This window comes from Sphingomonas sp. CD22, from assembly GCF_034556155.1.
In the GTDB taxonomy this organism is placed as follows: domain Bacteria; phylum Pseudomonadota; class Alphaproteobacteria; order Sphingomonadales; family Sphingomonadaceae; genus Sphingomonas.
Genome location: NZ_JAYDYX010000002.1, coordinates 342101 through 364798, shown reverse-complemented (window position 1 = coordinate 364798; position 22698 = coordinate 342101). Strand labels below are relative to the sequence as shown.

The following is a 22698-nucleotide window of genomic DNA, read 5'->3' as shown; positions in this document are numbered from 1 at the left end:
CGAACAGGTCAGATCGCGCGTTTGAGCGCCCAGCTCACGTTGGCGCCGCCCGCCGGCGCCTCGCCGCTGACGATGAGCTGTTGCGTCGGAACCGGCCGGCCCTCGCCGTCGATCCACAGCGAATCCTCGATCGTCAGCGTGCCGCCGCGGCAGCGGAACTGCCAGAGCGCGCCACCGGGCAGGCGGAGCAGCGCGGCGAGGCCATCGGCGGTCGGCGACGCCTCGACCTGCGCGCCGAGATGGAAGCGCACCGCGAACGGCACCACGCCGAGCTTGCGACGGCGGCCCTGCGGCAGCAGCGCATCCTCGCCGCGCAATTCCTTGCCGTCGCCGGTCAGCATGAGCTGGCGGCGGTGGAGGAAGCCCCAGCGGCGGACATAGCCGTCGTGGCTCGCCTCGATGCGGCTGGCGACGTCCGATTCCTGCCGCGACAATTCGACCTCGGCGACGCCGCGGCCGAGCGTGCCGTCGGCGAGGATCGCGGTCGAGTTGGAATCGCCGACCACCAGCGTCGAATGCGCCGCCGTGGTACGCAGCCCCTCGGCATAAGCGGCCGGCAGCTGCGGCACCGCGGCGCGCGCGCCGCCGCAATTGACGATCAGCCGGGTCTCGCCGTCCGAAAATTCGAAGGCGAGCGTCGAGGCGCAGCCGCCCTCGACCAATTTGGCGATCGGCGGCGGCGCGGCATCGACGATCAGCACCGCGCCCCCGGCGGCGAGCCGCTGATAACCCCAGTCGCGCGCCTGGCGCAGCGGCCGGGTGCGCACGCCGCTGGCGGCGATCACCGCGGCGAGCGCGTCGGGCATCGCCGGGCCGCCGCCCTGCCAGCTCGACAGCATGCCGTCGCCATGGGTGACGCCGAGCAGCGCCGGCACGGCACGGGTCAGCGCGGTCTGCGCCGCGGCGGGCATCTCCTCTCGCCGCGCCGCATAGGTTTCGCGCAGCATGGCGAGCAGCATGATCGTATCGAGCAGCATCACCGGGCTGCGCGACACCGAACCGCCATCCTCGCTGAGCCCGCCGGCGAGCGCGCGGGCGAGCCCCGCCTCGCCGAAGCTGCGGCGCGGATCGCCGCCGGGGATGAGCAGCCCCGCCGCGACGACGCCGCACCAGGCGGCGATGCGCGGCGCGCCGGACGGCGCCTTGTCGGCGCCGCGATCGAGATGGCGGGCGCCGCGCGCCAGCGTGTTGAGCACGCTGGAACGATAGACGAGATCGGTGGACGACAGGATAAGCGGCGCATGCGCGGTCCAGAACAGCAGGCGCCGGCCCCACAGATCGGGGCGCCAGGCGAGCGGATCGACGCGCTCGGCATAATCGCCGAGCCAGCGCGCCATCAGCGCCTCGGCGATCGGCGCGCCCTGCGCGCGGGTCGCCACCGTCGACAAATCGCGCAACCAAGCGAAGCTGTGGACGTAATCGGCGAAAGGCTTGCCCCATTCGCCGCGCTTGAAGGCGAGGGTGTCGATCGGATGCGTCTCGCCGCGGAAGGTGAGATCGCCGCGCAGCATCGCCTGGCCGCGGCGGACGTCGCCGATGACGGGGTCGTCGGGCACGGCGATCAGCTTGAGCGGATAGCGCCCCTTGAGCCGCATGCCGTGGATCGGCGTGCGCCACGTCAGTTTGTGCAGCCGTTCGGACAGGCGCTCGGCGAGGCTGAGCCCGCGATCGCCGCCGACGCGCATCAGGCGCTTGCCCTCCTCGATCCCGTCGGGCGGCGAATCGGCGAGGGTCTCGGCGAAAGGCGCGTCGGGGAGCGGCGACAGGTCGTTCATCCCGCCGCCGGGGTGCCGCGCAGCGCGGCGATGTTGGCGGCGTAGCAGGACGGGCCGCCGCGAAAGGCGGCGGTGCCGGCAACGAGCGCGTCGGCGCCGGCGGCGACGCAGCGCGCGGCGTGGACGGGATCGACGCCGCCGTCGACCTCGAGATCGATCGCGCGGCCGGTCTGGTCGATCATCTTGCGGATCGCCGCGATCTTCTTGAGCTGGCTGTCGATGAAGCTCTGGCCGCCGAAGCCCGGATTGACGCTCATCACCAGCACGAGATCGACCATGTCGATGAGATAATCGAGCATCTTGGCGGGGGTGCCGGGGTTGAGCACGACGCCGGCGCGCTTGCCCAGCCCCTTGATGTGCTGGATCGTGCGGTGGATGTGCGGCCCGGCCTCCGGGTGGACGGTCATGCCGTCGGCGCCAGCCTCGGCAAAGGCGTCGAGATAAAGGTCGACCGGCGAGATCATCAGATGGACGTCGAAGGGCTTAATGGTGTGCGGGCGCAGCGCCTTCACCACCGCCGGGCCGATCGTGATGTTGGGGACGAAATGGCCGTCCATCACGTCGATATGGATCCAGTCGGCGCCCGCGGCATCGATCGCGCGGACCTCCTCGCCCAGCTTGGCGAAGTCGGCGGAGAGGATGGAGGGAGCGATACGGACCGGTTGCATGGCCTTTCTCTCTAACCGCCTGTCCTTCTATTACAATGCGCTTGGGGGGCGGAATGGGCGCGGGGTTAACCAATTCTGCGGCGGCCGTGGGAGGGGTATCGCATGAGGGGTGAGTGGGGGTCGCACTGCCGCCGCATCTGCTCCGCCGCTTCGAACGTGTTCGAGTCTCGTGCGAAAGTCGGATTGAGACGCAACGAACGTCTACCCCCGGCGGGTCCGGGGTACGGGCTTGGGGGTAACAGCCCGATGTCCGCCGGCGCTCCTGCGGCAGCACGAGCCCAGGGCCAAGCAAACCAACGCCTTACGGCGATCGAGACTCCTGCGCTCCTGCTTTCGCAGGAGCACTTAGATAGTTTCGCTGAGGTCTCGGACTTGTCCGGGGTGACAGGTTTTCCAGGGTGATCGTCCGACGTCATCATAGACGAAGGCTTCAAGCGGGATCGCCCGCGCAGGTGCTGGGGACGGCTCATTCCTCCCCCGCCAGGGGGAGGAATGGGTCAGGCGCGTTTCAGCCGGACGATGAAGAAGCCGTCGCAGCCGCCTTGCGCGGTCAGCATGCCCGGCAGCGTGCGGACGTAGCCGTCGGGGTGGACGGGGATGCCCGCCGGCAGCAGCGCCGCGTCGGGCGCGTCGATCGCATAATCGGGGCGCGCGGACAGGAAACGGGCGAGCTGGTCCTCGCCTTCCTGCCGTTCGAGGCTGCACGTCGCGAAGACGAGCGTGCCGCCGGGCTTCACCCAGTCGGCGGCGCGCGCGAACAGGCGCGCCTGCAGCGCCGCCATCTCCTCGATGATCGGCGGGTGGACGCGGTGGAGCACGTCGGGGTGGCGGCGGAAGATGCCGGTGGCGCTGCACGGCGCGTCGATCAGCAGCGCGTCGGCCGGCTCGACCGGCGCCCATTTGAGCACGTCGGCGGCGATCACCTCCGCCTTCAGCCGCGTGCGGAACAGGTTCTCGCGCAGCCGCTTGATGCGCGCGTTGGAGACGTCGACCGCCGCCACCGTGAAGCCGGCGGCGGCGAGCTGGAGCGTCTTGCCGCCGGGCGCGGCGCACAGGTCGATCGCGCTGCCGTGCGCGGCGTCGGCGAGCAGTCGCGCGGGCAGCGAGGCGGCGATATCCTGCACCCACCAGCGGCCCTCGGCGAAACCGGGCAGATCGGTGACCGAGCCGGCGTCGGCGATCCGGACGTGGCCGGGCAGCAGACTGGTGCCGCCGAGTTCGGTGACCCAATGGTCGGTCTCGGCGGGATCGGCGAGCGTGACGTCGAGCGGCGGCGGGGCGGCGATCGCCAGCGCCGCGCCTTCGATCATCTCGGCGCCCCATTCGCGCTCCCAGCGCGATTCGGCGAGCGGCGGCAGCGCCGGGATTTCGGGAAGCAGCACGCCCGACCGGACGATCGCGCCGAACACGCCATGGACGAGCTTGCGCGGACCGCCGTCGACCAGCGGCAGCACGGTGGCGATCGCGGCATGATGCGGCGTGCCGAGGACGAGCGCCTGGACCAGCGCGATGCGCAGCGCCATCCGCGCCTTGGCATCGTCGGGCAGCGGCCGTTCGGTGACCGAATCGATCAGCGCGTCGAGATCGGGCAGCCGGCGCAGCACCTCGGCGGCGATGGCATGCGCGAGGCCGCGGTCCGGGCCGTAGACGTGGCGCGTCGCGGCGACGAGCGCCTGTTCGAGCGGCTCGCCGCGGCGCAGGACCGCATCGAGCAGGCGCAGCGCGGCGCGGCGGGAGGGGGTGCCGAGCGCGTCGGAATCGTTGGTCTTGGGACGGGGCAAACTTGTCTTACCTGGGTGCGAGGACGATATGAGGGGACGATATGGGGAACCGTTATGGAATCCACCCCTTAGACCGGAGAGCTGCGATGGGCCAACGTCCCGACCATGTGAAGCCGCCCGCCTATCTGAGCCGCAATCCGCCGGTGCCGCAGCCGGAGGCGAAGACATCCGCGCAGCCGGACCCGCTCGGGCTCGATCCGACGCGCTATGGCGATTGGGAGCTGAAGGGTATCGCGATCGACTTCTGACCATTTCGGAACCATGTCGGCCTGATGCGCGTCCATGATGCATGTTAGGATGCCTTCCGGCTCGGGCCGAACAATGGGTGTGAGGCCGGGCAGGCGTTTCCTCCTGCTGACCATCGCCGCGGTCGTACCGCTGACCGCGCTGCTCGTCATCGCGGCCTTTCCGTTCGGGATGCTCAAAAGCGTCGTCGCCGACCGGCTGAGCAAGCGCTTCGGGCGGCCGGTGACGATCGCGGCGATGACGCGGACCGACGGGTTCGGCTTCACCCCGACGATCGCGGTGCGCGGGGTGCGGATCGCGCAGGCGGATTGGGCGGGCGGCGGCGATTTCCTGCGGCTGCGCGAGGCGCGGGTCAGCTTTCCGGTGTGGCCGCTGCTGACCGGCACGTTCAAGCCGCGCGACATCGTCGTCGACGGATTGCAGCTCGCCTTGGTGCGCGCCGCCGACGGGCGGACCAACTGGTCACGACCCGGCGAACCCGAGCGTGGCGGATCGTCCAACGATCTCAAAGGGCTGACCGTAAGCGACAGCATCATCGCCTATCGCGACGACAAACGGCAGCGCAGCGCGCGCGTCGCCTTCGCATCGGACGCGAAGGGCTTGCGCGCCAGCGGCAGCGGGACGATCCGCGGCACGCCGGTCCGGATCGCGCTCACCGGCGCCTCGGTCGCGCAGCCGGTGGCGGGGCCGTGGGCGTTCACCGCGACGATCGACGGCGCCGCGCTGCACATGCGCGCGACGGGCACGACCGACCGGCCGCTCGATACCGATGCGATGACGCTCGACGTCGCGGCGCGCGCCGCCGACCTTCGGCTGATCGACGCGGTGATCGAGGCGGGGCTGTTCGGGACGCAGCCGGTGGCGCTGACCGCGCACGTCCGCCACGCGTCGCCGCGGTGGATCGTCACCGACCTCGACGGCACGATCGGCCGGTCCGACATCGCCGGTCACGTCACCGTCGACAAACAGGACGGACGCACCAAGCTGGACGGCGCGGTGACGGCGAGGCGGTTCGACTTCGACGACCTCTCGTCGGACGAGGGGCTCGCCAAGGGTGCCGCGCTGGAGCGCGCGATCGGACCGCGGCTGGTGCCCAACACCCGCATCGACCTAACCAACATCGACCGGACCGACGGGCGGATCGCGGTGCACGTCGCGCGCGTGTTCAGCCACGGCGGCGGCACGTCGGTGACGGGGATCGACGGTGTGCTGGCGCTCGACCACCAGCGGCTGCGGGTCGCGCCGCTGACCGTGCGGCTCGCCGGCGGGACGGCGCGGGGCAGCGTGACGGTCGACCAGCGCGGCGGGGCGAAGACGCCGACGCTGGCGGTCGACCTGCGGCTGGTCGGCACGCGGGTGGAGGCGTTCGACGGTGCCGCGGGCGCGTTCACCGGGCGGGTCGAGGCATTGGCGCGGCTGCGCGGGCGCGGCGACACGATCCGCGCGGCGATCGGGCGATCCGACGGCAGGATCGGCTTTACCATCCGCGACGGCAGCCTGCCGGCACGCTATGCGGCGGCACTGGGGTTCGACGCGGGGCGGGCCCTGCTCGCCGGCGGCGGCGACAGCGCGCGGCTGCGCTGCCTCGTGCTGGCGCTGCCGGTGCGCGGCGGGCGCGGCACCGCGGCGCCGCTGGTGGTCGACACCAGCGCGAGCCAGTTGCGCGGCACGGGGACGGTGCGCTTCCCCGACGAGCGGATCGACCTGCGGCTGACCGGCGCGCCCAAGGGGAACAGCCTGCTGCGGCTGCCGGGATCGGCGTTCGTGACCGGTAGCCTGAGCGATCCCCGGTTGACCGTGCCGGCGGAGGTGAAGTCCGTCGGCAACATCTTCAAGGCGATCGGCCGCGCGATCACCGGCCGGCAGGGGCCGAGCGCGGTGGATGCGGATTGCGGCGGGCTGGTGGCGCGGGCGCTGCGATAGGGGGGCGGGCTCGATCGATCCCCCTGACGTTTCCGCTCGCCGTGCCGTAGCGGCGCGGGTAGGGTCGCCGGCATGAACGACACCGCCTCCGCCGGCGGCGCCACCGGCGCCAGCCTCCTGCCCGACAGCACCGACGCGTTCACCATCGCGCATCTCGCCGTCCTGGCGATCTTCGCGCTGCTGGTGATCGCGGCGATCGTCTGGGGCGCGCGGCTGAAGGCGCGGCGCAAGGCCGCCGAACGCCATATCGAAACCCACAACGAGGAGGTGGTCGCCGCCGCACCCGCCGAACCGGTGCCGACGCCTGTGCAGGCCCCGCCCCCGCCCCTGGCGCGGCGTGCGGAGGATGCGGCGCCGGCCGAGCCGGCCCGCGATCCGCTGGCGGACGAACCGATCGCCGCCGCCGCGCCGCTCGACGCCGCGCCGGCGGTGGAGGCGGTGTCGGCTCCCGCTCCTGCCCCGGCCCCCGCACCCGCCCCGGCGGGCGAATCGCCGGCCGATGCGCCGGTGGGGACGCTGAAGGGGCTCGGGCCGAAGCTCACCGCGCGGCTGGCCGAGATGGGCATCACCACGGTCGGGCAGGTCGCGGCGCTGAGCGACGACGAGGCGATGCGGCTCGATGCGCAGCTCGGGCCGTTCGCCGGGCGGATCACGCGCGATCGCTGGATCGAACAGGCGCGCTTCCTCGCCGCGGGCGACCGCGCGGGATTCGAGGCGGTGTTCGGCCGGCTCTGACGCCGCTCAGCGGTCGAGGAAGGGCGCGGCGAGTTCGAGCCGCACGCGCAGCAGCCGGCCCGTCGCGCGGTCGAGCAATGCCCAGGTGGTGACCGCCTCCACCTTCACCTTGCCGTCGGCGCCGGTGAAGCGGACGTGGCGGTCGAAGCGCGCGCCCTTGGGCGGCTCGGGGACCCAAGTCTCCCCCGTCACCGTCTCGCCGGCGGCGACGTTGCCGCGATAGTCGATCGCGTGCCGGGTGACGACCCAGACCAAAGCGGCACGGTCCGCCGCCGACGCGACCGCCTCCCAATGCGCGACGGCGATGTCCTGGATCCAGCGCACCCACACCGCATTGTTGACGTGGCCGAGCTCGTCGATGTCGTCCGCCGCGGCGGTGATCGACAGGGTGAAGCGGCCGCTCATCGCCGCCCCGTCATGCCTGCCGCCGCCGGCGCCACCAGCGGAAGGCGGCGAACAGCGTGCCGAGCACCACCGCCGCCAGCGCCACCCACAGCCATTGCCGGCCATGCGGGCGATAGCGGCCGAGCAATTCGGCGATGCCTGTGCCGAAGACATAGCCGAGGCTGGTGAACAGCACCCCCCAGATCGCCGCGGCGATCGCGTTGATCCACAGGAAGGTGCGCGTCGGCACATGGGTGGTGCCGATCGCGATCGGGCTGACCGTGCGCAGTCCGTAGAGGAAGCGGAAGAGGAAGATGAAGCCGATCGGATAACGTTCGAGCGTGTCGAGCGCCTTGGCGAAGGCAGGCTTGGCCTGCGCGCGCTGCACCCAGCGATGGTTGCGGAAGCGTCGCCCGGCGGCGAAGAACGCCTGGTCGGCGACGAACGAGCCGGTCGCCGCGGCGATCATCGCGCCGGGCAGCGACAGCATCCCCTCATGCGCGAACAGCCCGCCGGCGAGCACCATCGTCTCGCCCTCGATCCCCGCGCCGAGGAACACCGCGGCGAGCCCGTATTGGGCGATGAGCGTCTCGATGCTCAGCGGTCGATCCCGAGCTGCCAGAGCACGAAGGCATGTTCCTCGGCGGCCTCGCGCAGCGATTCGAACCTGCCCGACTTGCCGCCATGGCCCGCGCCCATATTGGTCTTGAGCAGCAGCACGTTATCGTCGGTCTTGGTGGCGCGCAGCTTCGCCGCCCATTTCGCCGGCTCCCAATAGGTCACGCGCGGATCGTTGAGCCCGCCCGAGATGAACATCGGCGGATATCCTTGCGCGACGACATTGTCGTACGGGCTGTAGCTGCGGATCAGCTCAAACGCCGCTCTGTCCTCGATCGGATTGCCCCATTCGGGCCATTCGCCAGGCGTGAGCGGTAGATCGGCGTCGAGCATCGTGTTGAGCACGTCGACGAACGGCACGTCGGCGATCACCGCGCCCCACAGCTCGGGATCGGAATTGACGATCGCGCCCATCAGCTCGCCGCCCGCCGAGCGGCCGGCGGTGGCGATGCGGCCGGCGCTGGTCCAGCCGGCGTCGATCAGCCCCTCCGCCACGTCGACGAAATCGTTGAACGTGTTGGTGCGCTTGTCGAGCTTGCCGTCGTGATACCATTGCTGGCCGAGATCGTCGCCGCCGCGGATATGCGCGATCGCATAAGCGAAGCCGCGGTCGAGCAAGGAGAGCCGCCCGGTCGAGAAGCCGGGCGGGATCGCATAGCCGTAGGCGCCATAGGCATAGAGGAACAGCGGCTGCGACCCGTCGCGCTCGAACCCCGCGGGATAGACGATCGACACCGGAATTTCGGTGCCGTCGCGCGCAGCGATCTTGAGCCGTTCGGTGCGATAGCCCGCAGCGTCATAGCCGGCGGGAATCTCCTGCACCTTGAGCACGTCCAGCGCGCCGGTGGCGACGTCGTAATCGTAGACGGTGCCGGGCGTGACCATCGATTCATAGCCGAGGCGCAATGTGTCGACGGCATATTCGGGATTGTCGCCGAGGCCGGCGGCATAGCTCGCCTCGGGAAAGGCGATACGCTGCGGCTCGGTCGGCGCGTCGTAGCGGTGGATCGCGATCTGATCGAGCCCGTCCAATCGCCCCTCGACGACGAAGAAGTCGCGATAGCATTCGACGCCGGTCATGTAGAAATGCGCGTCGGCGGGGATCAGCTCGTGCCACTCGCCGGGCGCATCGATGCTCGCGGTGCACAGCCGCCACATCGGATCGGTGTCGTTGGTGTGGATGAACAGCGTGCCGTCATGCGCGTCGACGTCATATTCGCGGCCTTCCAGGCGGGGGGCGACGAGGATCGGCGTCGCCAGCGGGTCGTTCGCCGGGAGCAGCCGCACCTCGCTGGTGACATGGTCGCCGGTGCCGATCACCAGCCACTGGCGATCGCTGGTCTCGGCGACCGCGACGCGATAGCCCTCGTCCTCCTCGTGGAACAGCTCGACGTCGTCGCTCACCGGCGTGCCGAGCCGGTGGAAGCGGGCATTGTCGGTGCGCCATTGTTCGTTGGCGAGGCCGTAGAGGAAGCCGGCATCGTCGCTGGTCCAGACGATGTCGGAGAGCATGCCGGGAATCACCTCGGGCAGATGCGCGCCGGTGGCGAGGTTCTTGACGCGCACCTCGAACCGCTCCGCGCCGCTGTCGTCGATCGCATAAGCAAGATGGCGGCCGTCGTTGCTGATCGCGAAGGCGCCGAGCCGGAAATATTCCTTGCCCTCGGCGAGCGCGGGTTCGTCGAGCAGCAGCTCGTCGGGACCGCCCGCCACGGGCTTGCGCCACCATTTGCGATATTGGCCGCCGGTTTCGTAGGCGGTCCAGTAGAGCCAGTCGCCGTCCTTCTGCGGCACCGAGGATTCGTCTTCCTTGATGCGCGCCTTCATCTCTTCGTACAGCCGGTCGACCAACGGCTGGTGCGGCGCCATCACGCTTTCGAAATACGCGTTCTCCGCCGCAAGATAGGCGAGCACGTCGGGGTCCGCGACCTCCGGATAGTCGGGGTCCTTCAGCCAGGCATAGGGATCCTCGATGGTGATGCCGTGCGTGGTGAAGCTGTGCGGGCGCCGGGCGGCGACGGGCGGCGTGATATCGGTCATCTTCCTGCCTTAGCTGCGCGATCGGGAGCCGTCATGCCCTTCCCCGCGCAATCGGGCAGCCGAGCAACAAAGCGGAAACACCTCGGTTATTGAACCGTTCCGCCGCCGCCGCCATGGCTGCTCCCCGGACAATCGGGGGACATTGGACATGGCCGGCGGACTGGTGGCGTTGCTCGACGATATCGCGGCGATGGCGAAACTCGCCGCCGCCAGCCTCGACGACGTCGCCGGCGCGGCGGGCAAGGCGGGCGCGAAGGCGGCGGGCGTCGTCATCGACGATACCGCGGTGACGCCGACCTATGTCGTCGGGCTGAGCCCGGCGCGCGAACTGCCGATCATCGGCAAGATCGCGCTGGGGTCGCTCAAGAACAAATTGCTGTTCCTGCTGCCCGCGGCATTGGTGCTGAGCGCGCTCGCGCCCTGGGCGATCACGCCGATCCTGATGCTCGGCGGCGCCTATCTCTGCTTCGAGGCGGCGGAGAAGATCGTCGGCGGGCTCACCGGCCACGGCCATGGCGAGGATGCCGCGATCGAGACCGATCCCAAGGCGCTGGAGGACCGGCAGGTGTCGGGCGCGGTGCGTACCGACCTGATCCTATCGGGCGAGATCATGGCGATCGCCCTGGGCGAGCTGAACGGGCAGACCTTGGTCAACCAGGCCATCGCGCTGGCGCTGGTGGGGATCGCGATCACCGTCGGCGTCTACGGCATCGTCGCGCTGATCGTGAAGATGGACGATATCGGCCTACATCTCGCGCAGAAGCCGGGCGCGGGATCGCAGGCGTTCGGGCGCGGGCTGGTCGCGGCGATGCCGGTGGTGCTGAAGGCGCTGTCGCTGATCGGCACCGCGGCGATGGTCTGGGTCGGCGGCGGGATCATCGTCCACGGCATGGAGGCGTTCGGGGTGACCGGCCTGCCCCACGCGCTCCACGCCGCCGCCGAGGGCGCGGCGCATGCGGTCGGCGTGCTGCCGGGGGTGGTGAACTGGGTGGTGACCGCGGTGGGATCGGGGATCGTCGGCCTGATCGTCGGCGGCGCGATCGTCGGCCTGCTCCACCTGCTGCCGCGCAAGGGGCATTGAGCCCGCGCAAATTCCTCCCTCGCGCAGCGGGATTGCAGGGTCGATCATGCCCCCGGCATGATCTTGGATTGCCGGGGGCAATCCAACCCTGCACTGGGGACCGTCCGGCGTAGCCGGGTGGTGGAGGGGGCGTCTCCGCAAGCGCCGGGCTTACCGTATCCTCCCCCTCCGTCAGTGCTTTGCACTGCCACCTCCCCCTGGCGGGGGAGGATTTACCCTGCCTCGCTCGCCGCCGTGGTCCACCCCAATCGCGGGATCGTGATCGAACGTTTTCCCGACAGATCCACCCGCGCGACGAACAATTCACGGCTCTCGATATAGCCGATCAGCCGCCGCACCCGCCCCAGCGAACTCGTCCCGTAGGTCTCCGCCAGCGCCGTATCCGACGGACACGGCTCCCCGCTCTTCGCAGCGCGGGCGACCAGCAAGAAGGCGCCAATCATGTCGTCGGGCAGCGAATAAGCGAGTTCCATCGCCTCAGCCCATTGCGGGTCGGTGACGTCGAAGATCCCCGCGCGCGCCGCGGACAGCCGGCGGGTGAAACCGGGCAGGTCGAGCGGCGGCTTGGCGAGCCCGGCCATGCGGCAGCGCACCTGAAAATCCTGGAACAGCACCGACGGCGGGCGCAACGCCGAATCGCGATCGGCGACGATCGCCTCCAGCACGTTCGCATAGATGCCCTCGACCTCGTCGTCCGACTTGTCGGGCAGCGGCGCCAGCGTTGTCTGTTGCGACGCCGGCCGCTCGATTGTGTCGAGCAATTCGTCCGCCGGCACCCGGCGCGGGCGCGAGTCGAACGCCATCGGCAGTTGCGGCGCCTCGTCGGGCGGCGGCGCGAAGATCAGTTGCTGGAGGTTCTCCGCCGGCGCGCTCGGCAGCGGGGTCAGCTTGGGGCTGCCGCTGCGCGCCGACGTGGCGACCTGGCCGATCTTCACCGTGATCGGCCGGCGCGACACCGCCGGTCCGAGCGCGAGGAAGGTGCCGCGCGCGAGATCGCGGATCACGTCGGCCTGGCGCCGCTCCATGCCGAGCAGGTCGGCGGCGCGCGCCATGTCGATGTCGAGGAAGGTGCGGCCCATCAGGAAGTTGCTCGCCTCCGCCGCGACGTTCTTGGCGAGCTTGGCGAGTCGCTGCGTCGCGATCACCCCGGCGAGGCCGCGCTTGCGGCCGCGGCACATGAGGTTGGTCATCGCCGACAAAGACGCGCGGCGCACCTCCTCGGCGACCTCGCCGCCCGTGACCGGCGCGAACAATTGCGCCTCGTCGACGACGACCAGCGCCGGATACCAATGTTCGCGCGGCGCATCGAACAAGGCCGACAGGAAGGCGGCGGCGCAGCGCATCTGTCCCTCCGCCTCCAGCCCCTCGAGGCTGAGCACGACGCTCGCGCGATGCTCGCGCAGCCGGGTGGCGATGCGCGCGATCTCGGGCACCGAATAATCCGCCGCCTCGATCACGACATGGCCGTACGGCCCGGCGAGCGTAACGAAATCGCCCTCGGGATCGATCACCACCTGCTGCACCTGCCCCGCCGAGCCTTCGAGCAGGCGGCGCAGCAGATGCGACTTGCCCGACCCCGAATTGCCCTGGACGAGCAGCCGGGTGGCGAGCAGTTCTTCGAGGTCCATGGTCACGGGCGCGCCGCGGTCGTCGCTGCCCATGTCTACGCTGACGGTCATTGGTTGCGCGTTTGGCGTATCCGGGGGGGGCGGGGCAAGCGCTTTGCGTCCGGTTGCCGCAGGGCGATACGTCCGGTACGGCACCGCCGCCCGCCCCGACCAAGGACGCATCCGATGGCACAGCTCCCCCTCGCCGATCTCGCCCAGCGCCTGCTGCGCAAACCCGCCCATGCGCTCGATCCCGAGGAGCGGCGCGTCCTCGACTCCATCGACAGCGGCACGATCGTCAGCCGCGACGCCGCCGACGAAGCCGACGCGCGGTCCAGCTTCGGCGAGCGCCTGTCCGACCGGGTCGCCGCGATCGGCGGGTCGTGGACCTTCATCATCGCCTTCACCGCGGTGTTGATCGGATGGATGCTGCTCAATTCGGACGTGCTGGCGCATTTCGGCGCGGCGTTCGATCCCTTCCCCTACATCTTCCTCAATCTGATGCTGTCGACCGTCGCGGCGATCCAGGCGCCGGTGATCATGATGAGCCAGAACCGGCAGGCGGCGAAGGACCGGCTCGCCGCCAGCCTCGATTACGAGACCAATTTGCGCGCCGAGCTCGACATCCTGCGGCTGCATGAGAAGCTGGACGGCGTGGTGCTCGACCGGCTCGGCGCATTGGAGGCGAAGATCGACGCTCTGGCGAAAAGCGTACCCACCGCCTAAAGGCACAGGATTATTCGCTAGAGGCAGTCATGGCAGGCCATTCCAAGTTCAAGAACATCATGCACCGCAAGGGCGCGCAGGATAAGAAGCGCTCGGGCATGTTCTCCAAGCTCAGCCGCGAAATCACCGTGGCGGCGAAAATGGGGATGCCCGACCCCGACATGAACCCGCGGCTGCGCGCCGCGGTCAACGCCGCCAAGGCGCAGTCGATGCCCAAGGACAATATCCAGCGCTCGATCGACAAGGCGAGCCGCAGCGATACCGAGAGCTACGAAGAGATCCGCTACGAAGGCTTCGGCCCCGGCGGCGTGTCGCTGATCATCGAGGCGCTGACCGACAACCGCAACCGCACCGCGACCAACGTGCGCACCGCGGTCGCCAAGAACGGCGGCAACCTCGGCGCGAGCGGATCGGTGAGCCACGCCTTCGACCGCGTCGGCCTGATCAACTATCCCGCGAGCGCCGGCGATGCCGAGAAGGTGTTCGAGGCGGCGCTGGAAGCGGGCGCGGAGGACGTTACCTCGTCGGAGGACGGCCACGAGATCTGGACCGCGGTCGGCGACCTGCACGAGGTCGCCAAGGCGCTGGAGCCCGTGCTCGGCGAGCCCGAGGGCGCCAAGCTCGCCTGGCGGCCGCAGACGATGGTGTCGGTCGACGAGGGCGATGCGGCGACCTTGTTCAAGCTGATCGACATGCTCGACGACGACGACGACGTGCAGACCGTCTGGGGCAATTACGAGGTCTCCGACGAGGTGATGGAGAGACTGGGTTGAACCCTTGGTTCTGGCTGGGCCTCGCTGCCGCGATATATTGTTTTGCGCGGGGCTTTGGCGACCTTAGTCGGCGGGCATATGCCTGGGGGCTGGCCGGAATCACTAGCGGAGCCATCATGTTGATGATTCCGAACCCGAACAATGTGGTCTCGATCACTATTCCTGCCCCCGGAGCGTCACGCTGATTATTCTCGGCCTCGATCCCGGGCTCGGCACAACCGGCTGGGGCGTCATCCATGCCGACGGCAATCGGCTGTCGCACATCGCCAACGGGCAGATCCGCACCGATCCGTCGATGCCGCTGCCGCGGCGCCTGTCGAACCTGCATGCCGCGTTGATCGACGTGATCCTCACCGAACGGCCCGACGGCGCCGCGGTCGAGGAAGTTCTCGGCAACACCAATGCGCAGTCGACGCTCAAGCTGGGGCAGGCGCGCGGCGTCGTGCTGCTCGCCGCGGCGGGCAACGGGCTGCATATCGGCGAATATCATCCCTCGACCGTCAAGAAGGCAGTGGTCGGCACCGGCGGCGCCGAGAAACGGCAGATCCAGGCGATGATGGCGGTGCTGCTGCCCGGCGCGAAACTCGCCGGACCCGATGCAGCCGACGCGCTCGCGGTGGCGATTACACATGCGCACCACCTCGCCTCAGCGCAAGGCATGGCGCGCCGGGCGCGGGTAACCGCATGATCGCGCATCTGAAAGGCCGGCTCGAATCAACCGGGATAGATTATGCGGTGATCGACGTCGGCGGGGTCGGCTACCTCATTGGCGCCTCGGCGCGGACGCTGGCGGCGATCGGGCCGGTCGGCGAGGCGGCGATGCTGCATACCGAGATGCTGGTCAGCGAGGATGCGATCCGCCTCGTCGGGTTCGCGCGCGCCGAGGAGCGCGACTGGTTCCGGCTGCTCACCGGCGTGCAGGGCGTGGGATCGCGGGTCGCGTTGGCGATCCTGTCGGCGCTGGACACCGCGGAGATCGCGCGCGCGGTGTCTGCGCAGGACAAGGCGATGGTGGCGCGTGCCAACGGCGTCGGGCCGAAGCTCGCCGAGCGGATCGTGCGCGAATTGAAGGATAAGGTCGGGATGGTGGCGCTCGGCCCGGCGGCGGCGGCGCAGGTCATGCCGGCCGGCGCGGCGGCGGATGCGGTATCGGCATTGCTCAACCTTGGCTTCCGCCCCGCCGAAGCGGCGAGCGCGGTCGGCGCGGCGGAAGAGGACCTAGGGCCGTTCGCGACGCTCGACGCCCTGGTGCGGCTGGCGCTGCGCAAGGCGGCGAAGTAGCGGCCGCATTGCTGGACGCTCCGGCAAAACGGGACTATATCGGGAACATAGCGTAGCGGCACGTCTCCCCGCCGGCTGGTCCATGCGTTGCAATCTAGATTGGTCGAGACGACCATTACGGCGCGGAACGCGTGAAGGTTCTGAAGGGCGAAGGGATCGCATCGGCTGTCATCGATCTGGACCGGCATACGATCATCGCCCGGCTCATCGCCGACGACCCGGACGTACGTCATTGAGCGGGGCTGACGGTTCGGTTGCACACTGGCGCCGTGCAAATGGCCGAAGTAGCTGCGAATAAATTGCCGAGGAGGCCTGCATGCACGTGACCGCAATTCTGAGCCATGCCGACGAGGGGGGCTTCACCGCCTTCAACCCGGAAACCGGCACGGCGACGCAGGGCGAGACGATCCACGAGGCGCTGGCCAATCTGCGTGAGGCCGTCGAACTGTATCTTGAGGAATTCCCGATGGCCACGCGTGCAGCGCCCTTCGTAACCACCTTCGATGTCGCGGTGCATGCCTAAGCTTCCGATCTTGTCGGGTGCGGAGATCATCCGGATGCTGGAACGACTGGGTTTCGAACAGGTGAGGCAGCGCGGCAGTCATGTCGTCCTGCGTCGTGGCGAGGTCGGCTGCGTCATTCCCCTCCATAAGGAAGTGAAGACCGACACGCTGGCAAGCCTGCTCCGTCAGGCCGGCGTGACGATCGACGAATTGTTGGCCGCCCAGTGACCGACGACCGTCTTCTCTCCGCCAGCCGCCGTCCCGAGGACGTCGATGCGGCGCTCCGCCCGCGCAGTCTCGACGAATTCGTCGGGCAGCAGGCGGCGCGCGAGAATCTGCGCGTGTTCATCGAGGCGGCGCGCGGGCGCGGCGATGCGCTCGATCACGTGCTGTTCTTCGGGCCGCCGGGGCTCGGCAAGACGACGCTGGCGCAGATCATCGCGCGCGAGATGGGCGTCGGCTTCCGCGCCACCTCCGGCCCGGTGATCGCCAAATCGGGCGATCTCGCCGCCTTGCTCACCAATCTCGAGGACGGCGACGTGCTGTTCATCGACGAGATCCACCGGCTGCAACCCGCGGTGGAGGAAGTGCTGTATCCGGCGATGGAGGATCGCGCGCTCGACCTGATGATCGGCGAGGGGCCGTCGGCGCGCAGCGTGCGGATCGACCTGCCCAAGTTCACGCTGGTCGGCGCGACGACGCGGCAGGGGCTGCTGACCACGCCGCTGCGCGACCGGTTCGGCATTCCGGTGCGACTGCAATTCTACACCGTCGAGGAGCTGACCCGCGTCGTCACGCGCGCCGCCGGGCTGCTCGACCTCGGCATCGCCCCCGATGGCGCGAGCGAGATCGCCCGCCGCGCGCGCGGCACGCCGCGCATCGCCGGGCGGCTGCTGCGCCGGGTGCGCGACTTCGCCAATGTCGCCGGCACGCCGACCGTCGACCGCGCCGCCGCCGACCGTGCGCTCAACCGGCTCGAGGTCGATTCGCTCGGGCTCGACGCGATGGACCGGCGCTATCTGCACATGATCGCCGACATCTATCGCGGCGGACCGGTGGGCGTCGAGACGCTCGCCGCCGGGCTCAGCGAGCCGCGTGATACGATCGAGGAGGTGATCGAGCCCTACCTGATCCAGCTCGGCCTCGTCGCGCGCACCGCGCGCGGGCGCGTGCTCAACGCCGGCGGCTGGAAGCATCTCGGCCTCAACCCGCCCGCCGGATCGCAGGACGGCCTGTTCGACGCGCCCCAGACCGGCTAGGTCGGGCGCCAGTCCCTTATCCCGGAGCCTCGCGTGATCGCGCTTACCCTTATCCAGATCATCCAGGTGCTGCTGAACGTGCTGTGGTGGATCATCATGATCCAGTTCGTGCTGTCGCTGCTGATCGTGTTCAACGTGATCAACACCTCGAACAATTTCGTCAGCCAACTGCATTACGGCCTCGATCGGCTGACCGAGCCGCTCTACCGGCCGCTGCGGCGGATCCTGCCCAACATCAGCGGCATCGACCTTGCGCCGCTGGTGGTGCTGATCATCATCCGCATCCTCGACAGCGTCATCCTGCCGAACATCGCGACCAGCCTACTGGTCAACGGCGCGGTCTGATCCGCCGCCGATGCCGGCGTGGACGATCCGCGACGACGGTCTTCTCGTCGCGATCCGGGTGACGCCGCGCGGCGGGCGCGATGCGATCGCCGCCGGCACCGAAGAGCATCTCGCCGCGCGCCTCGCCGCCGCGCCGGTCGACGGCAAGGCCAATGCCGCGCTGATCGCGCTGGTCGCCAGCACCTTCGGCGTTCCGAAACGCGCCGTCACGCTGGTCGGCGGCGATACCGCGCGATTGAAGCGGTTGCACGTCGCGGGCGACGCCGCCGCGCTGGCGAAAATCGCCGCCGCGCTTTATGAGACCGCGGCATGACCGCCACGATCATCGACGGCAAGGCGCATGCCCTTGCCTTGCGCACCCGCGTCGCCGCCCATGTCGCCACCTTCCGCGAGGCCACCGGCCGCGCGCCCGGCCTCGCCGTCGTGCTGGTCGGCGAGGACCCCGCCTCGGCGGTCTATGTCCGCAACAAGGGCAAGGCGACGCTTGACGCCGGCATGGCAAGCTTCGAGCATCGCCTGCCCGTCGATACCGAAGCCGAGACGCTGCTCGCGCTGGTCGCGCAGCTCAACGCCGATCCCGCGGTCGACGGCATCCTTGTCCAATTGCCGCTGCCCGCTCATATCGATGCGCAGGCGGTGCTGCTCGCGATCGATCCCGACAAGGACGTCGACGGCTTCCACCCGGTCAATGCCGGCCGACTCGCGATCGGCGCGGAAGGGTTCGTGCCATGCACGCCGCTCGGCTGCCTGATCCTGCTCAAGGATATCCACCCGAAACTGTCGGGGATGGAGGCGGTGGTCGTCGGCCGGTCGAACATCGTCGGCAAGCCGATGGCGCAATTGCTGCTCCAGCAGAGCTGCACCGTCACGATCGTCCACAGCCGCACGCGCGACGTCGCCGCGCATCTGCGCATGGCGGATATCGTCGTCGCCGCGGTCGGCATCCCGCGCTTCATCCAGGGCGATTGGATCAAGCCGGGCGCGAGCGTGATCGACGTCGGCATCAACCGCACCGATGACGGGCTGGTCGGCGACGTCGATTTCGCCGCGGCCAGCGCGGTGGCGGGCGCGATCACGCCGGTGCCGGGCGGCGTCGGGCCGATGACGATCGCCTGCCTGATCCGCAACACCTATGTCTCGGCGTGCCGCCGCGAGCGGCTAGAGGCGATGCTGTGATCGAGCTGTTCGTCTCGACGCTGATCACCTTCTTCGTCATCATCGATCCGCTCGGCTGCGCGCCGATCTATGCCGGCCTGTCGGCGGGCGCCTCCCCCATCCAGCGGCGCGCGATGGCGATCCGCGCGGTCGGGGTGGCGACCGTCATCCTGCTGGTGTTCGCGCTGGCGGGCGAGGCGCTGCTCCGCGGGCTTGGCATCAGCCTGGCGAGCTTCCGCATCGCCGGCGGCATCATGCTGTTCCTGATCGCGCTGGAAATGGTGTTCGAGAAGCGCACGCAGCGCCGCGAGGATCGCGCCGCCAAGGTCGCGCACGATCCCGAGGCGGACGACGTGTCGATCTTTCCGATGGCGATGCCGATGATCGCCGGGCCGGGCTCGATCGCCTCGGTGATGCTGCTCGTCGCGCGCACCAACGGCATCGAGGCGACGTTGGTCGTGCTCGCGGCGATGGGGGTGATCCTGTTGCTGACGCTGGTGGCGCTGCTCGCGGCGGGGCCGCTGATGCGGCTGCTCGGCGCGCGGATCGAGGCGGTGATTACGCGGCTGCTCGGCGTGCTGCTCGCGGCGCTGGCGGTGCAATTCGTGATGGACGGGTTGCAGGTGAGCCTGCGGTAGCGGCAGACGTACCCCTTTCCTCCCCTCCGTCACGCCTTCGGCGCGCCAGAGGGGGAGGACACGGCGCCCTCCCGGCTCAATCCACCTTGAACAAGCGCAGCGGCGAATTGTTCGGCAGCGGTAGCGGCGTCAGCCACGCCGGCACCTCACCATGCGCGAGCTGGTCGTAGAAGCCGCCGGGATCGCGTGCGCGATAGTTGGTCGATTCCGAATGGTTGGGACAGAGCAGCAGCATCGTCGCGCCGTGGCGCCGGATGATCGCATGCGCCAGATCCGCGCTTCCGCCGAAGGCATGCTGGACGTCGAGGATCGCGTCGCCGTTGCGGTGATACGGCCCGGCGATCGCATCGTGATGCGTCACCGTGATCAGCCGCGGCCCGAGGTCGACGAAGGTGAAGATCGTCTGCGCCGGATAGCGGTCGAGCGCCTTCAGCACGGTATAGCGCACGCAGCTTCCGGTCGAACGATTGACCCGCTTGGTATAGGCATTGGGGACGTCGACCGGCAGATATTTGATGATCAGCCCGGCGAACAATCCGGAGACGATCAGGAACGCCGCCACCGTGCCGCCGATCCGCACCGGCCACGAACGATGTTCCAGCAGCCACGGCAGCACGATCCAGCCGAGCAAGGTCGCGCCGGGCACCGCGAGCATCTGCGCCGCCGGTCCTGCGCGGACCTGCCACAGCAGCATCAGGCAGGCGAAGGTGACGAACAGCGCCACCGCGCTCCAGCCGATCAGCGCCGGCGAGCGCCGTGCCCGCCACGTGCCGAGGATCACCCCGACGACGCCGACGATCGGCAGCGCCGCGATCGGAAAGCCGAGGCGGAACGGGTGTTTGTAGATCGGCTTCGCCTCGCGGACGTTGTTCAGCCAATTCTTCTGGAGTTCGGGCGAGACGCCCTCGGGCCGGCCGAGGCATTGCGGGAAGAAATGGACGAAACCCGCCGCGATCACCGCGCCCGCCGCGACCGCGAGCCCGATGCGCAGGCCTCGCGACGTCGGGTTGAGCCACGCCAGCAGGAACAGCAATGCCCCCGCCGCGACGGTGACGCTCAGCCACACCGGGGTCAGCGCGTCGCAGCGCATCGCGTAATTGGCGTAGGAGGCGAACGCCGCGAAACCGATCGCGCTGCCGCCGCCGAGGCTCAGCGCATAGGCCTGCAACCGCTGCGCCTCGCCGCGGTCCCAGACCCAGCGCAGCGCGAGGATCGCGCCCGCCATCGCGCAATAGGGCAGCATCTCCAGCCCGATCGCGAGGCTGACCGCGCTCGCCAGACCGACCATCAGCCCGCCGCGCGCGCCCTTGCCGTCGCACAGGCCGGCGACGGTGAGGCTGAGCATCGCGAGCTGCCAGCCGTGATGGTCGATCCGTTCGGGCAGGAACATCAGCATCGTCGCCGAGGTGCCGAGCAGGAAGATCAACGCCAACGGCCAGGCGCGCGGGTCGATCAGCCGCCGCACCGTCGCCGCGACGCCGAGCATGGCGATCGACAGCGGCAGCAGCGGCGCGATCCCGCAGGCTAGCCGCTCCGCCCAGGCATTGCTGGTGAACAGGCGGAAGAACAGGATCAGCCCGGCGATCGGCAGGTCGACGATGCGGCTCCAGTGGATGTCGAAGCCGACCGGCGGGTTGAGCCGATAGTTGCGCAGATCGTACCAATCCTGCCCGGCGAGCCAGGCGCGTACCTGCATCAGCCGCATATTGTCGTCGGTGTCGCCGAGCGACAGCCAACGCACCAGATTCCAGTCGTTCCAGACGTACCAGATCGCCACGCCGAGCCAGGCGACGAGGGTGAGCGCGATCCAATGCCGGGCGAGCGCGTCGTCCAGCCGACCGCGGGGAGCTATGTTCAACTGAGCGACTTTCGTTTTGGCCGTTTCGTTCCCGGAGCAATGCCTTTAGGGCGGGGCGGATGGCGAGGGAAGCACCGGCACGACTTGCGGCGATGCGCGACAGCGGCATGCTGGGGCAGATGATCCGCTTCGGCATCGCCGGCGGCATCTCGACGCTGATCTATTCGGCGGTCTATCTGCCGCTCACCGCCTGGGTCTTCCCGCGCGAGCACGCCGTCTATGCGGTGCCGTTCGCCTTCGCCGTCGCGGTGACCGCGGGCTTCTTCCTGCACAGCCGCTGGAGCTTCAAGGGCCATGGCACGCGCCGCCGCGGCGGGTGGCAGCAGGCGCAGTTCGTCGGGGTGCAGGCGACCGGCATGGCGCTCAACGCGATCGTCACCTGGATCGGCACCGCGCATTTCGGCTTGCCCGCCTGGGCGCCATTGCTGCCCGCGGTGGCGCTGGCGACGATCGTCACCTTCATCCTCAATCGCTGGCTGGTGTTCGCTTAATGGATCGCATCGTCTACGACCGTATGGCCGCGCATGATTCCACCCATTGGTGGTATCGCGCGCGCCGCGACATCCTGAGCGATTATCTCACCCGCTACGGCGCCTTGCCGAAGGACGCGCGCATCCTCGAGATCGGCTGCGGCACCGGCCACAATCTGCCGATGCTGGCGAGCTTCGGGACGGTCGACGCGATCGAGATCGATCCCGCCGCGCGCGCGATCGCCAGCGAACGGCTCGGCCGTCCGGTCGGCGATGCGCCGTTGCCCGAACTGCCCGGCGTCGCGCGCGGATCGTACGACCTTGTCGCGGTGCTCGACGTCGTCGAGCATATCGCGGACGACGTCGCGGCGCTGAAGGGGATGGCGAGCCTGCTCAAGCCGGGCGGCAAGATCCTGATCGCGGTGCCCGCGCACCAATGGCTGTGGAGCGCGCACGACGTGGTCAACCACCACCATCGCCGCTATTCCAAGGCGTCGCTGGCCAAGGCGATCGCGGCGGCGGGGCTCGCGCCGCGCAAGCTCACCTATTTCAATTCGCTGCTGTTCCCGCTCGCCGCGGCGGCGCGGATCGCCGGACGGCTGACCGGCCGCGACGACAGCGACGATTCGCCCCCCGCCAAACCGCTCAACGCGCTGTTCGAAACGATCTTCCGCCTCGAACGCCACGCGGTCGGCCGCGTGCCGCTGACGCCGGGCGTGTCGATCGTGACGCTGGCGGAGCCGCGAGGCTGATTTCTCGCATATGCGGGATTGCTCGCGAAGCGTCCTCACTCACTCCGTCAGCCCCGGACTCGTTCCGGGGCTGACGGGCT

General features: G+C 69.5%; 25 protein-coding genes. 17 read left to right on the top strand and 8 right to left on the bottom strand.

Features of this window, described 5'->3' with window-relative positions; genetic code table 11:
- Positions 1–8 precede the first annotated feature (8 nt).
- From SFC76_RS05060 to SFC76_RS05050, 3 genes are all read right to left on the bottom strand, one after another.
- Positions 9–1775 (bottom strand): heparinase II/III domain-containing protein, encoded by a 1767-nt coding sequence (locus tag SFC76_RS05060; RefSeq protein WP_416222383.1) that lies wholly within the window; start codon positions 1773–1775, stop codon positions 9–11.
- Positions 1772–2443 carry a ribulose-phosphate 3-epimerase gene (gene rpe, locus SFC76_RS05055; RefSeq protein ID WP_322848388.1) on the bottom strand — a complete coding sequence of 224 codons (672 nt, stop codon included), beginning with the start codon at positions 2441–2443 and terminating at the stop codon, positions 1772–1774. Before rpe ends, SFC76_RS05060 begins: the two co-directional genes overlap by 4 nt.
- A 497-nt stretch (positions 2444–2940) precedes the next feature.
- Positions 2941–4224, bottom strand: coding sequence for an RsmB/NOP family class I SAM-dependent RNA methyltransferase (locus SFC76_RS05050; protein ID WP_322848387.1), 1284 nt, complete (start codon positions 4222–4224; stop codon positions 2941–2943).
- 86 nt (positions 4225–4310) lie between these two features.
- Between SFC76_RS05050 and SFC76_RS05045 the strand changes: the two genes are divergently transcribed.
- From SFC76_RS05045 to SFC76_RS05035, 3 genes are all read left to right on the top strand, one after another.
- Positions 4311–4472: a DUF1674 domain-containing protein gene (locus SFC76_RS05045; protein WP_322848386.1), complete on the top strand. Its 162-nt coding sequence runs from the start codon at positions 4311–4313 to the stop codon at positions 4470–4472.
- Between the two features lie 73 nt (positions 4473–4545).
- Complete coding sequence (locus SFC76_RS05040; protein WP_322848385.1) at positions 4546–6393, top strand: AsmA family protein; 1848 nt, start codon at positions 4546–4548, stop codon at positions 6391–6393.
- A 72-nt stretch (positions 6394–6465) separates the two neighbouring features.
- Positions 6466–7128 carry a hypothetical protein gene (locus SFC76_RS05035; RefSeq protein ID WP_322848384.1) on the top strand — a complete coding sequence of 221 codons (663 nt, stop codon included), beginning with the start codon at positions 6466–6468 and terminating at the stop codon, positions 7126–7128.
- A gap of 6 nt (positions 7129–7134) precedes the next feature.
- Here the strand turns inward: SFC76_RS05035 and SFC76_RS05030 are convergent, their stop codons facing one another.
- Genes SFC76_RS05030 through SFC76_RS05020 form a run of 3 tightly spaced genes read right to left on the bottom strand, consistent with a single transcriptional unit; the run spans position 7135 to position 10170 of the window.
- Positions 7135–7533 (bottom strand): acyl-CoA thioesterase, encoded by a 399-nt coding sequence (locus tag SFC76_RS05030; RefSeq protein ID WP_322848383.1) that lies wholly within the window; start codon positions 7531–7533, stop codon positions 7135–7137.
- 10 nt (positions 7534–7543) lie between these two features.
- Positions 7544–8113 carry a DedA family protein gene (locus SFC76_RS05025; protein ID WP_322848639.1) on the bottom strand — a complete coding sequence of 190 codons (570 nt, stop codon included), beginning with the start codon at positions 8111–8113 and terminating at the stop codon, positions 7544–7546.
- Positions 8110–10170: a S9 family peptidase gene (locus tag SFC76_RS05020; RefSeq protein WP_322848382.1), complete on the bottom strand. Its 2061-nt coding sequence runs from the start codon at positions 10168–10170 to the stop codon at positions 8110–8112. Before SFC76_RS05020 ends, SFC76_RS05025 begins: the two co-directional genes overlap by 4 nt.
- Positions 10171–10318: 148 nt before the next feature.
- Here SFC76_RS05020 and SFC76_RS05015 point away from each other — a divergent pair, with 148 nt between their 5' ends.
- A complete protein-coding gene (locus SFC76_RS05015) occupies positions 10319–11251 on the top strand; it encodes a DUF808 domain-containing protein (RefSeq protein WP_322848381.1) in 933 nt (310 codons plus the stop codon).
- Positions 11252–11463: 212 nt separating this feature from the next.
- Here the strand turns inward: SFC76_RS05015 and SFC76_RS05010 are convergent, their stop codons facing one another.
- On the bottom strand, positions 11464–12930 hold the full coding sequence (locus SFC76_RS05010) for an ATP-binding protein (protein WP_322848380.1): 1467 nt from the start codon (positions 12928–12930) through the stop codon (positions 11464–11466).
- Positions 12931–13044: 114 nt separating this feature from the next.
- Here SFC76_RS05010 and SFC76_RS05005 point away from each other — a divergent pair, with 114 nt between their 5' ends.
- The 11 genes from SFC76_RS05005 (at position 13045) to SFC76_RS04955 (ending at position 19538) form a co-directional block, all read left to right on the top strand.
- On the top strand, positions 13045–13584 hold the full coding sequence (locus SFC76_RS05005; protein ID WP_322848379.1) for a DUF1003 domain-containing protein: 540 nt from the start codon (positions 13045–13047) through the stop codon (positions 13582–13584).
- 29 nt (positions 13585–13613) lie between these two features.
- The gene (locus tag SFC76_RS05000) at positions 13614–14357 is read left to right on the top strand and encodes a YebC/PmpR family DNA-binding transcriptional regulator (protein ID WP_322848378.1); all 744 of its coding nucleotides are present in this window, start codon (positions 13614–13616) and stop codon (positions 14355–14357) included.
- A 181-nt stretch (positions 14358–14538) separates the two neighbouring features.
- The gene (gene ruvC / locus SFC76_RS04995) at positions 14539–15045 is read left to right on the top strand and encodes a crossover junction endodeoxyribonuclease RuvC (protein ID WP_038664248.1); all 507 of its coding nucleotides are present in this window, start codon (positions 14539–14541) and stop codon (positions 15043–15045) included.
- Positions 15042–15638: a Holliday junction branch migration protein RuvA gene (gene ruvA / locus SFC76_RS04990; RefSeq protein ID WP_322848377.1), complete on the top strand. Its 597-nt coding sequence runs from the start codon at positions 15042–15044 to the stop codon at positions 15636–15638. Before ruvC ends, ruvA begins: the two co-directional genes overlap by 4 nt.
- A gap of 316 nt (positions 15639–15954) precedes the next feature.
- Complete coding sequence (locus SFC76_RS04985; RefSeq protein ID WP_322848376.1) at positions 15955–16161, top strand: type II toxin-antitoxin system HicB family antitoxin; 207 nt, start codon at positions 15955–15957, stop codon at positions 16159–16161.
- A complete protein-coding gene (locus SFC76_RS04980) occupies positions 16154–16369 on the top strand; it encodes a type II toxin-antitoxin system HicA family toxin (protein WP_322848375.1) in 216 nt (71 codons plus the stop codon). The genes SFC76_RS04985 and SFC76_RS04980 overlap by 8 nt, the downstream gene beginning before the upstream one ends.
- Complete coding sequence (gene ruvB / locus SFC76_RS04975; RefSeq protein WP_322848374.1) at positions 16366–17400, top strand: Holliday junction branch migration DNA helicase RuvB; 1035 nt, start codon at positions 16366–16368, stop codon at positions 17398–17400. Before SFC76_RS04980 ends, ruvB begins: the two co-directional genes overlap by 4 nt.
- Positions 17401–17433: 33 nt before the next feature.
- The gene (locus SFC76_RS04970) at positions 17434–17745 is read left to right on the top strand and encodes a YggT family protein (RefSeq protein ID WP_038664261.1); all 312 of its coding nucleotides are present in this window, start codon (positions 17434–17436) and stop codon (positions 17743–17745) included.
- Positions 17746–17755: 10 nt separating this feature from the next.
- Positions 17756–18058 (top strand): DUF167 domain-containing protein, encoded by a 303-nt coding sequence (locus SFC76_RS04965; RefSeq protein WP_322848373.1) that lies wholly within the window; start codon positions 17756–17758, stop codon positions 18056–18058.
- Positions 18055–18921 (top strand): bifunctional methylenetetrahydrofolate dehydrogenase/methenyltetrahydrofolate cyclohydrolase FolD, encoded by an 867-nt coding sequence (folD, locus tag SFC76_RS04960; protein WP_322848372.1) that lies wholly within the window; start codon positions 18055–18057, stop codon positions 18919–18921. Before SFC76_RS04965 ends, folD begins: the two co-directional genes overlap by 4 nt.
- Positions 18918–19538, top strand: a complete 621-nt coding sequence (locus SFC76_RS04955) for a MarC family protein (protein ID WP_322848371.1) — start codon at positions 18918–18920, stop codon at positions 19536–19538. Before folD ends, SFC76_RS04955 begins: the two co-directional genes overlap by 4 nt.
- Positions 19539–19614: 76 nt before the next feature.
- On the opposite strand, the gene SFC76_RS04950 is transcribed toward SFC76_RS04955, so the two are convergent.
- Positions 19615–21396 (bottom strand): AcrB/AcrD/AcrF family protein, encoded by a 1782-nt coding sequence (locus tag SFC76_RS04950; RefSeq protein WP_322848370.1) that lies wholly within the window; start codon positions 21394–21396, stop codon positions 19615–19617.
- Between the two features lie 59 nt (positions 21397–21455).
- Here SFC76_RS04950 and SFC76_RS04945 point away from each other — a divergent pair, with 59 nt between their 5' ends.
- Positions 21456–21887, top strand: coding sequence for a GtrA family protein (locus SFC76_RS04945; RefSeq protein WP_322848369.1), 432 nt, complete (start codon positions 21456–21458; stop codon positions 21885–21887).
- Positions 21887–22618, top strand: a complete 732-nt coding sequence (locus tag SFC76_RS04940) for a class I SAM-dependent methyltransferase (RefSeq protein WP_322848368.1) — start codon at positions 21887–21889, stop codon at positions 22616–22618. The genes SFC76_RS04945 and SFC76_RS04940 overlap by 1 nt, the downstream gene beginning before the upstream one ends.
- Positions 22619–22698 lie beyond the last annotated feature (80 nt).

What these genes read in the sequence shown, in the direction of transcription:
- SFC76_RS04940 (WP_322848368.1), top strand. Translation starts at nt 21,887, where the DNA reads ATGGATCGCATCGTCTACGACCGTATGGCCGCGCATGATTCCACCCAT.
- SFC76_RS05005 (WP_322848379.1), top strand. Translation starts at nt 13,045, where the DNA reads ATGGCACAGCTCCCCCTCGCCGATCTCGCCCAGCGCCTGCTGCGCAAA.
- SFC76_RS04980 (WP_322848375.1), top strand. Translation starts at nt 16,154, where the DNA reads ATGCCTAAGCTTCCGATCTTGTCGGGTGCGGAGATCATCCGGATGCTG.
- SFC76_RS05010 (WP_322848380.1), bottom strand. Translation starts at nt 12,930, where the DNA reads ATGACCGTCAGCGTAGACATGGGCAGCGACGACCGCGGCGCGCCCGTG.
- SFC76_RS05040 (WP_322848385.1), top strand. Translation starts at nt 4,546, where the DNA reads ATGGGTGTGAGGCCGGGCAGGCGTTTCCTCCTGCTGACCATCGCCGCG.
- folD (WP_322848372.1), top strand. Translation starts at nt 18,055, where the DNA reads ATGACCGCCACGATCATCGACGGCAAGGCGCATGCCCTTGCCTTGCGC.
- SFC76_RS05030 (WP_322848383.1), bottom strand. Translation starts at nt 7,533, where the DNA reads ATGAGCGGCCGCTTCACCCTGTCGATCACCGCCGCGGCGGACGACATC.
- SFC76_RS05045 (WP_322848386.1), top strand. Translation starts at nt 4,311, where the DNA reads ATGGGCCAACGTCCCGACCATGTGAAGCCGCCCGCCTATCTGAGCCGC.
- SFC76_RS05060 (WP_416222383.1), bottom strand. Translation starts at nt 1,775, where the DNA reads ATGAACGACCTGTCGCCGCTCCCCGACGCGCCTTTCGCCGAGACCCTC.
- SFC76_RS05035 (WP_322848384.1), top strand. Translation starts at nt 6,466, where the DNA reads ATGAACGACACCGCCTCCGCCGGCGGCGCCACCGGCGCCAGCCTCCTG.
- SFC76_RS05020 (WP_322848382.1), bottom strand. Translation starts at nt 10,170, where the DNA reads ATGACCGATATCACGCCGCCCGTCGCCGCCCGGCGCCCGCACAGCTTC.
- rpe (WP_322848388.1), bottom strand. Translation starts at nt 2,443, where the DNA reads ATGCAACCGGTCCGTATCGCTCCCTCCATCCTCTCCGCCGACTTCGCC.
- SFC76_RS04965 (WP_322848373.1), top strand. Translation starts at nt 17,756, where the DNA reads ATGCCGGCGTGGACGATCCGCGACGACGGTCTTCTCGTCGCGATCCGG.
- ruvA (WP_322848377.1), top strand. Translation starts at nt 15,042, where the DNA reads ATGATCGCGCATCTGAAAGGCCGGCTCGAATCAACCGGGATAGATTAT.
- SFC76_RS04945 (WP_322848369.1), top strand. Translation starts at nt 21,456, where the DNA reads ATGGCGAGGGAAGCACCGGCACGACTTGCGGCGATGCGCGACAGCGGC.
- SFC76_RS05015 (WP_322848381.1), top strand. Translation starts at nt 10,319, where the DNA reads ATGGCCGGCGGACTGGTGGCGTTGCTCGACGATATCGCGGCGATGGCG.
- SFC76_RS05000 (WP_322848378.1), top strand. Translation starts at nt 13,614, where the DNA reads ATGGCAGGCCATTCCAAGTTCAAGAACATCATGCACCGCAAGGGCGCG.
- SFC76_RS04985 (WP_322848376.1), top strand. Translation starts at nt 15,955, where the DNA reads ATGCACGTGACCGCAATTCTGAGCCATGCCGACGAGGGGGGCTTCACC.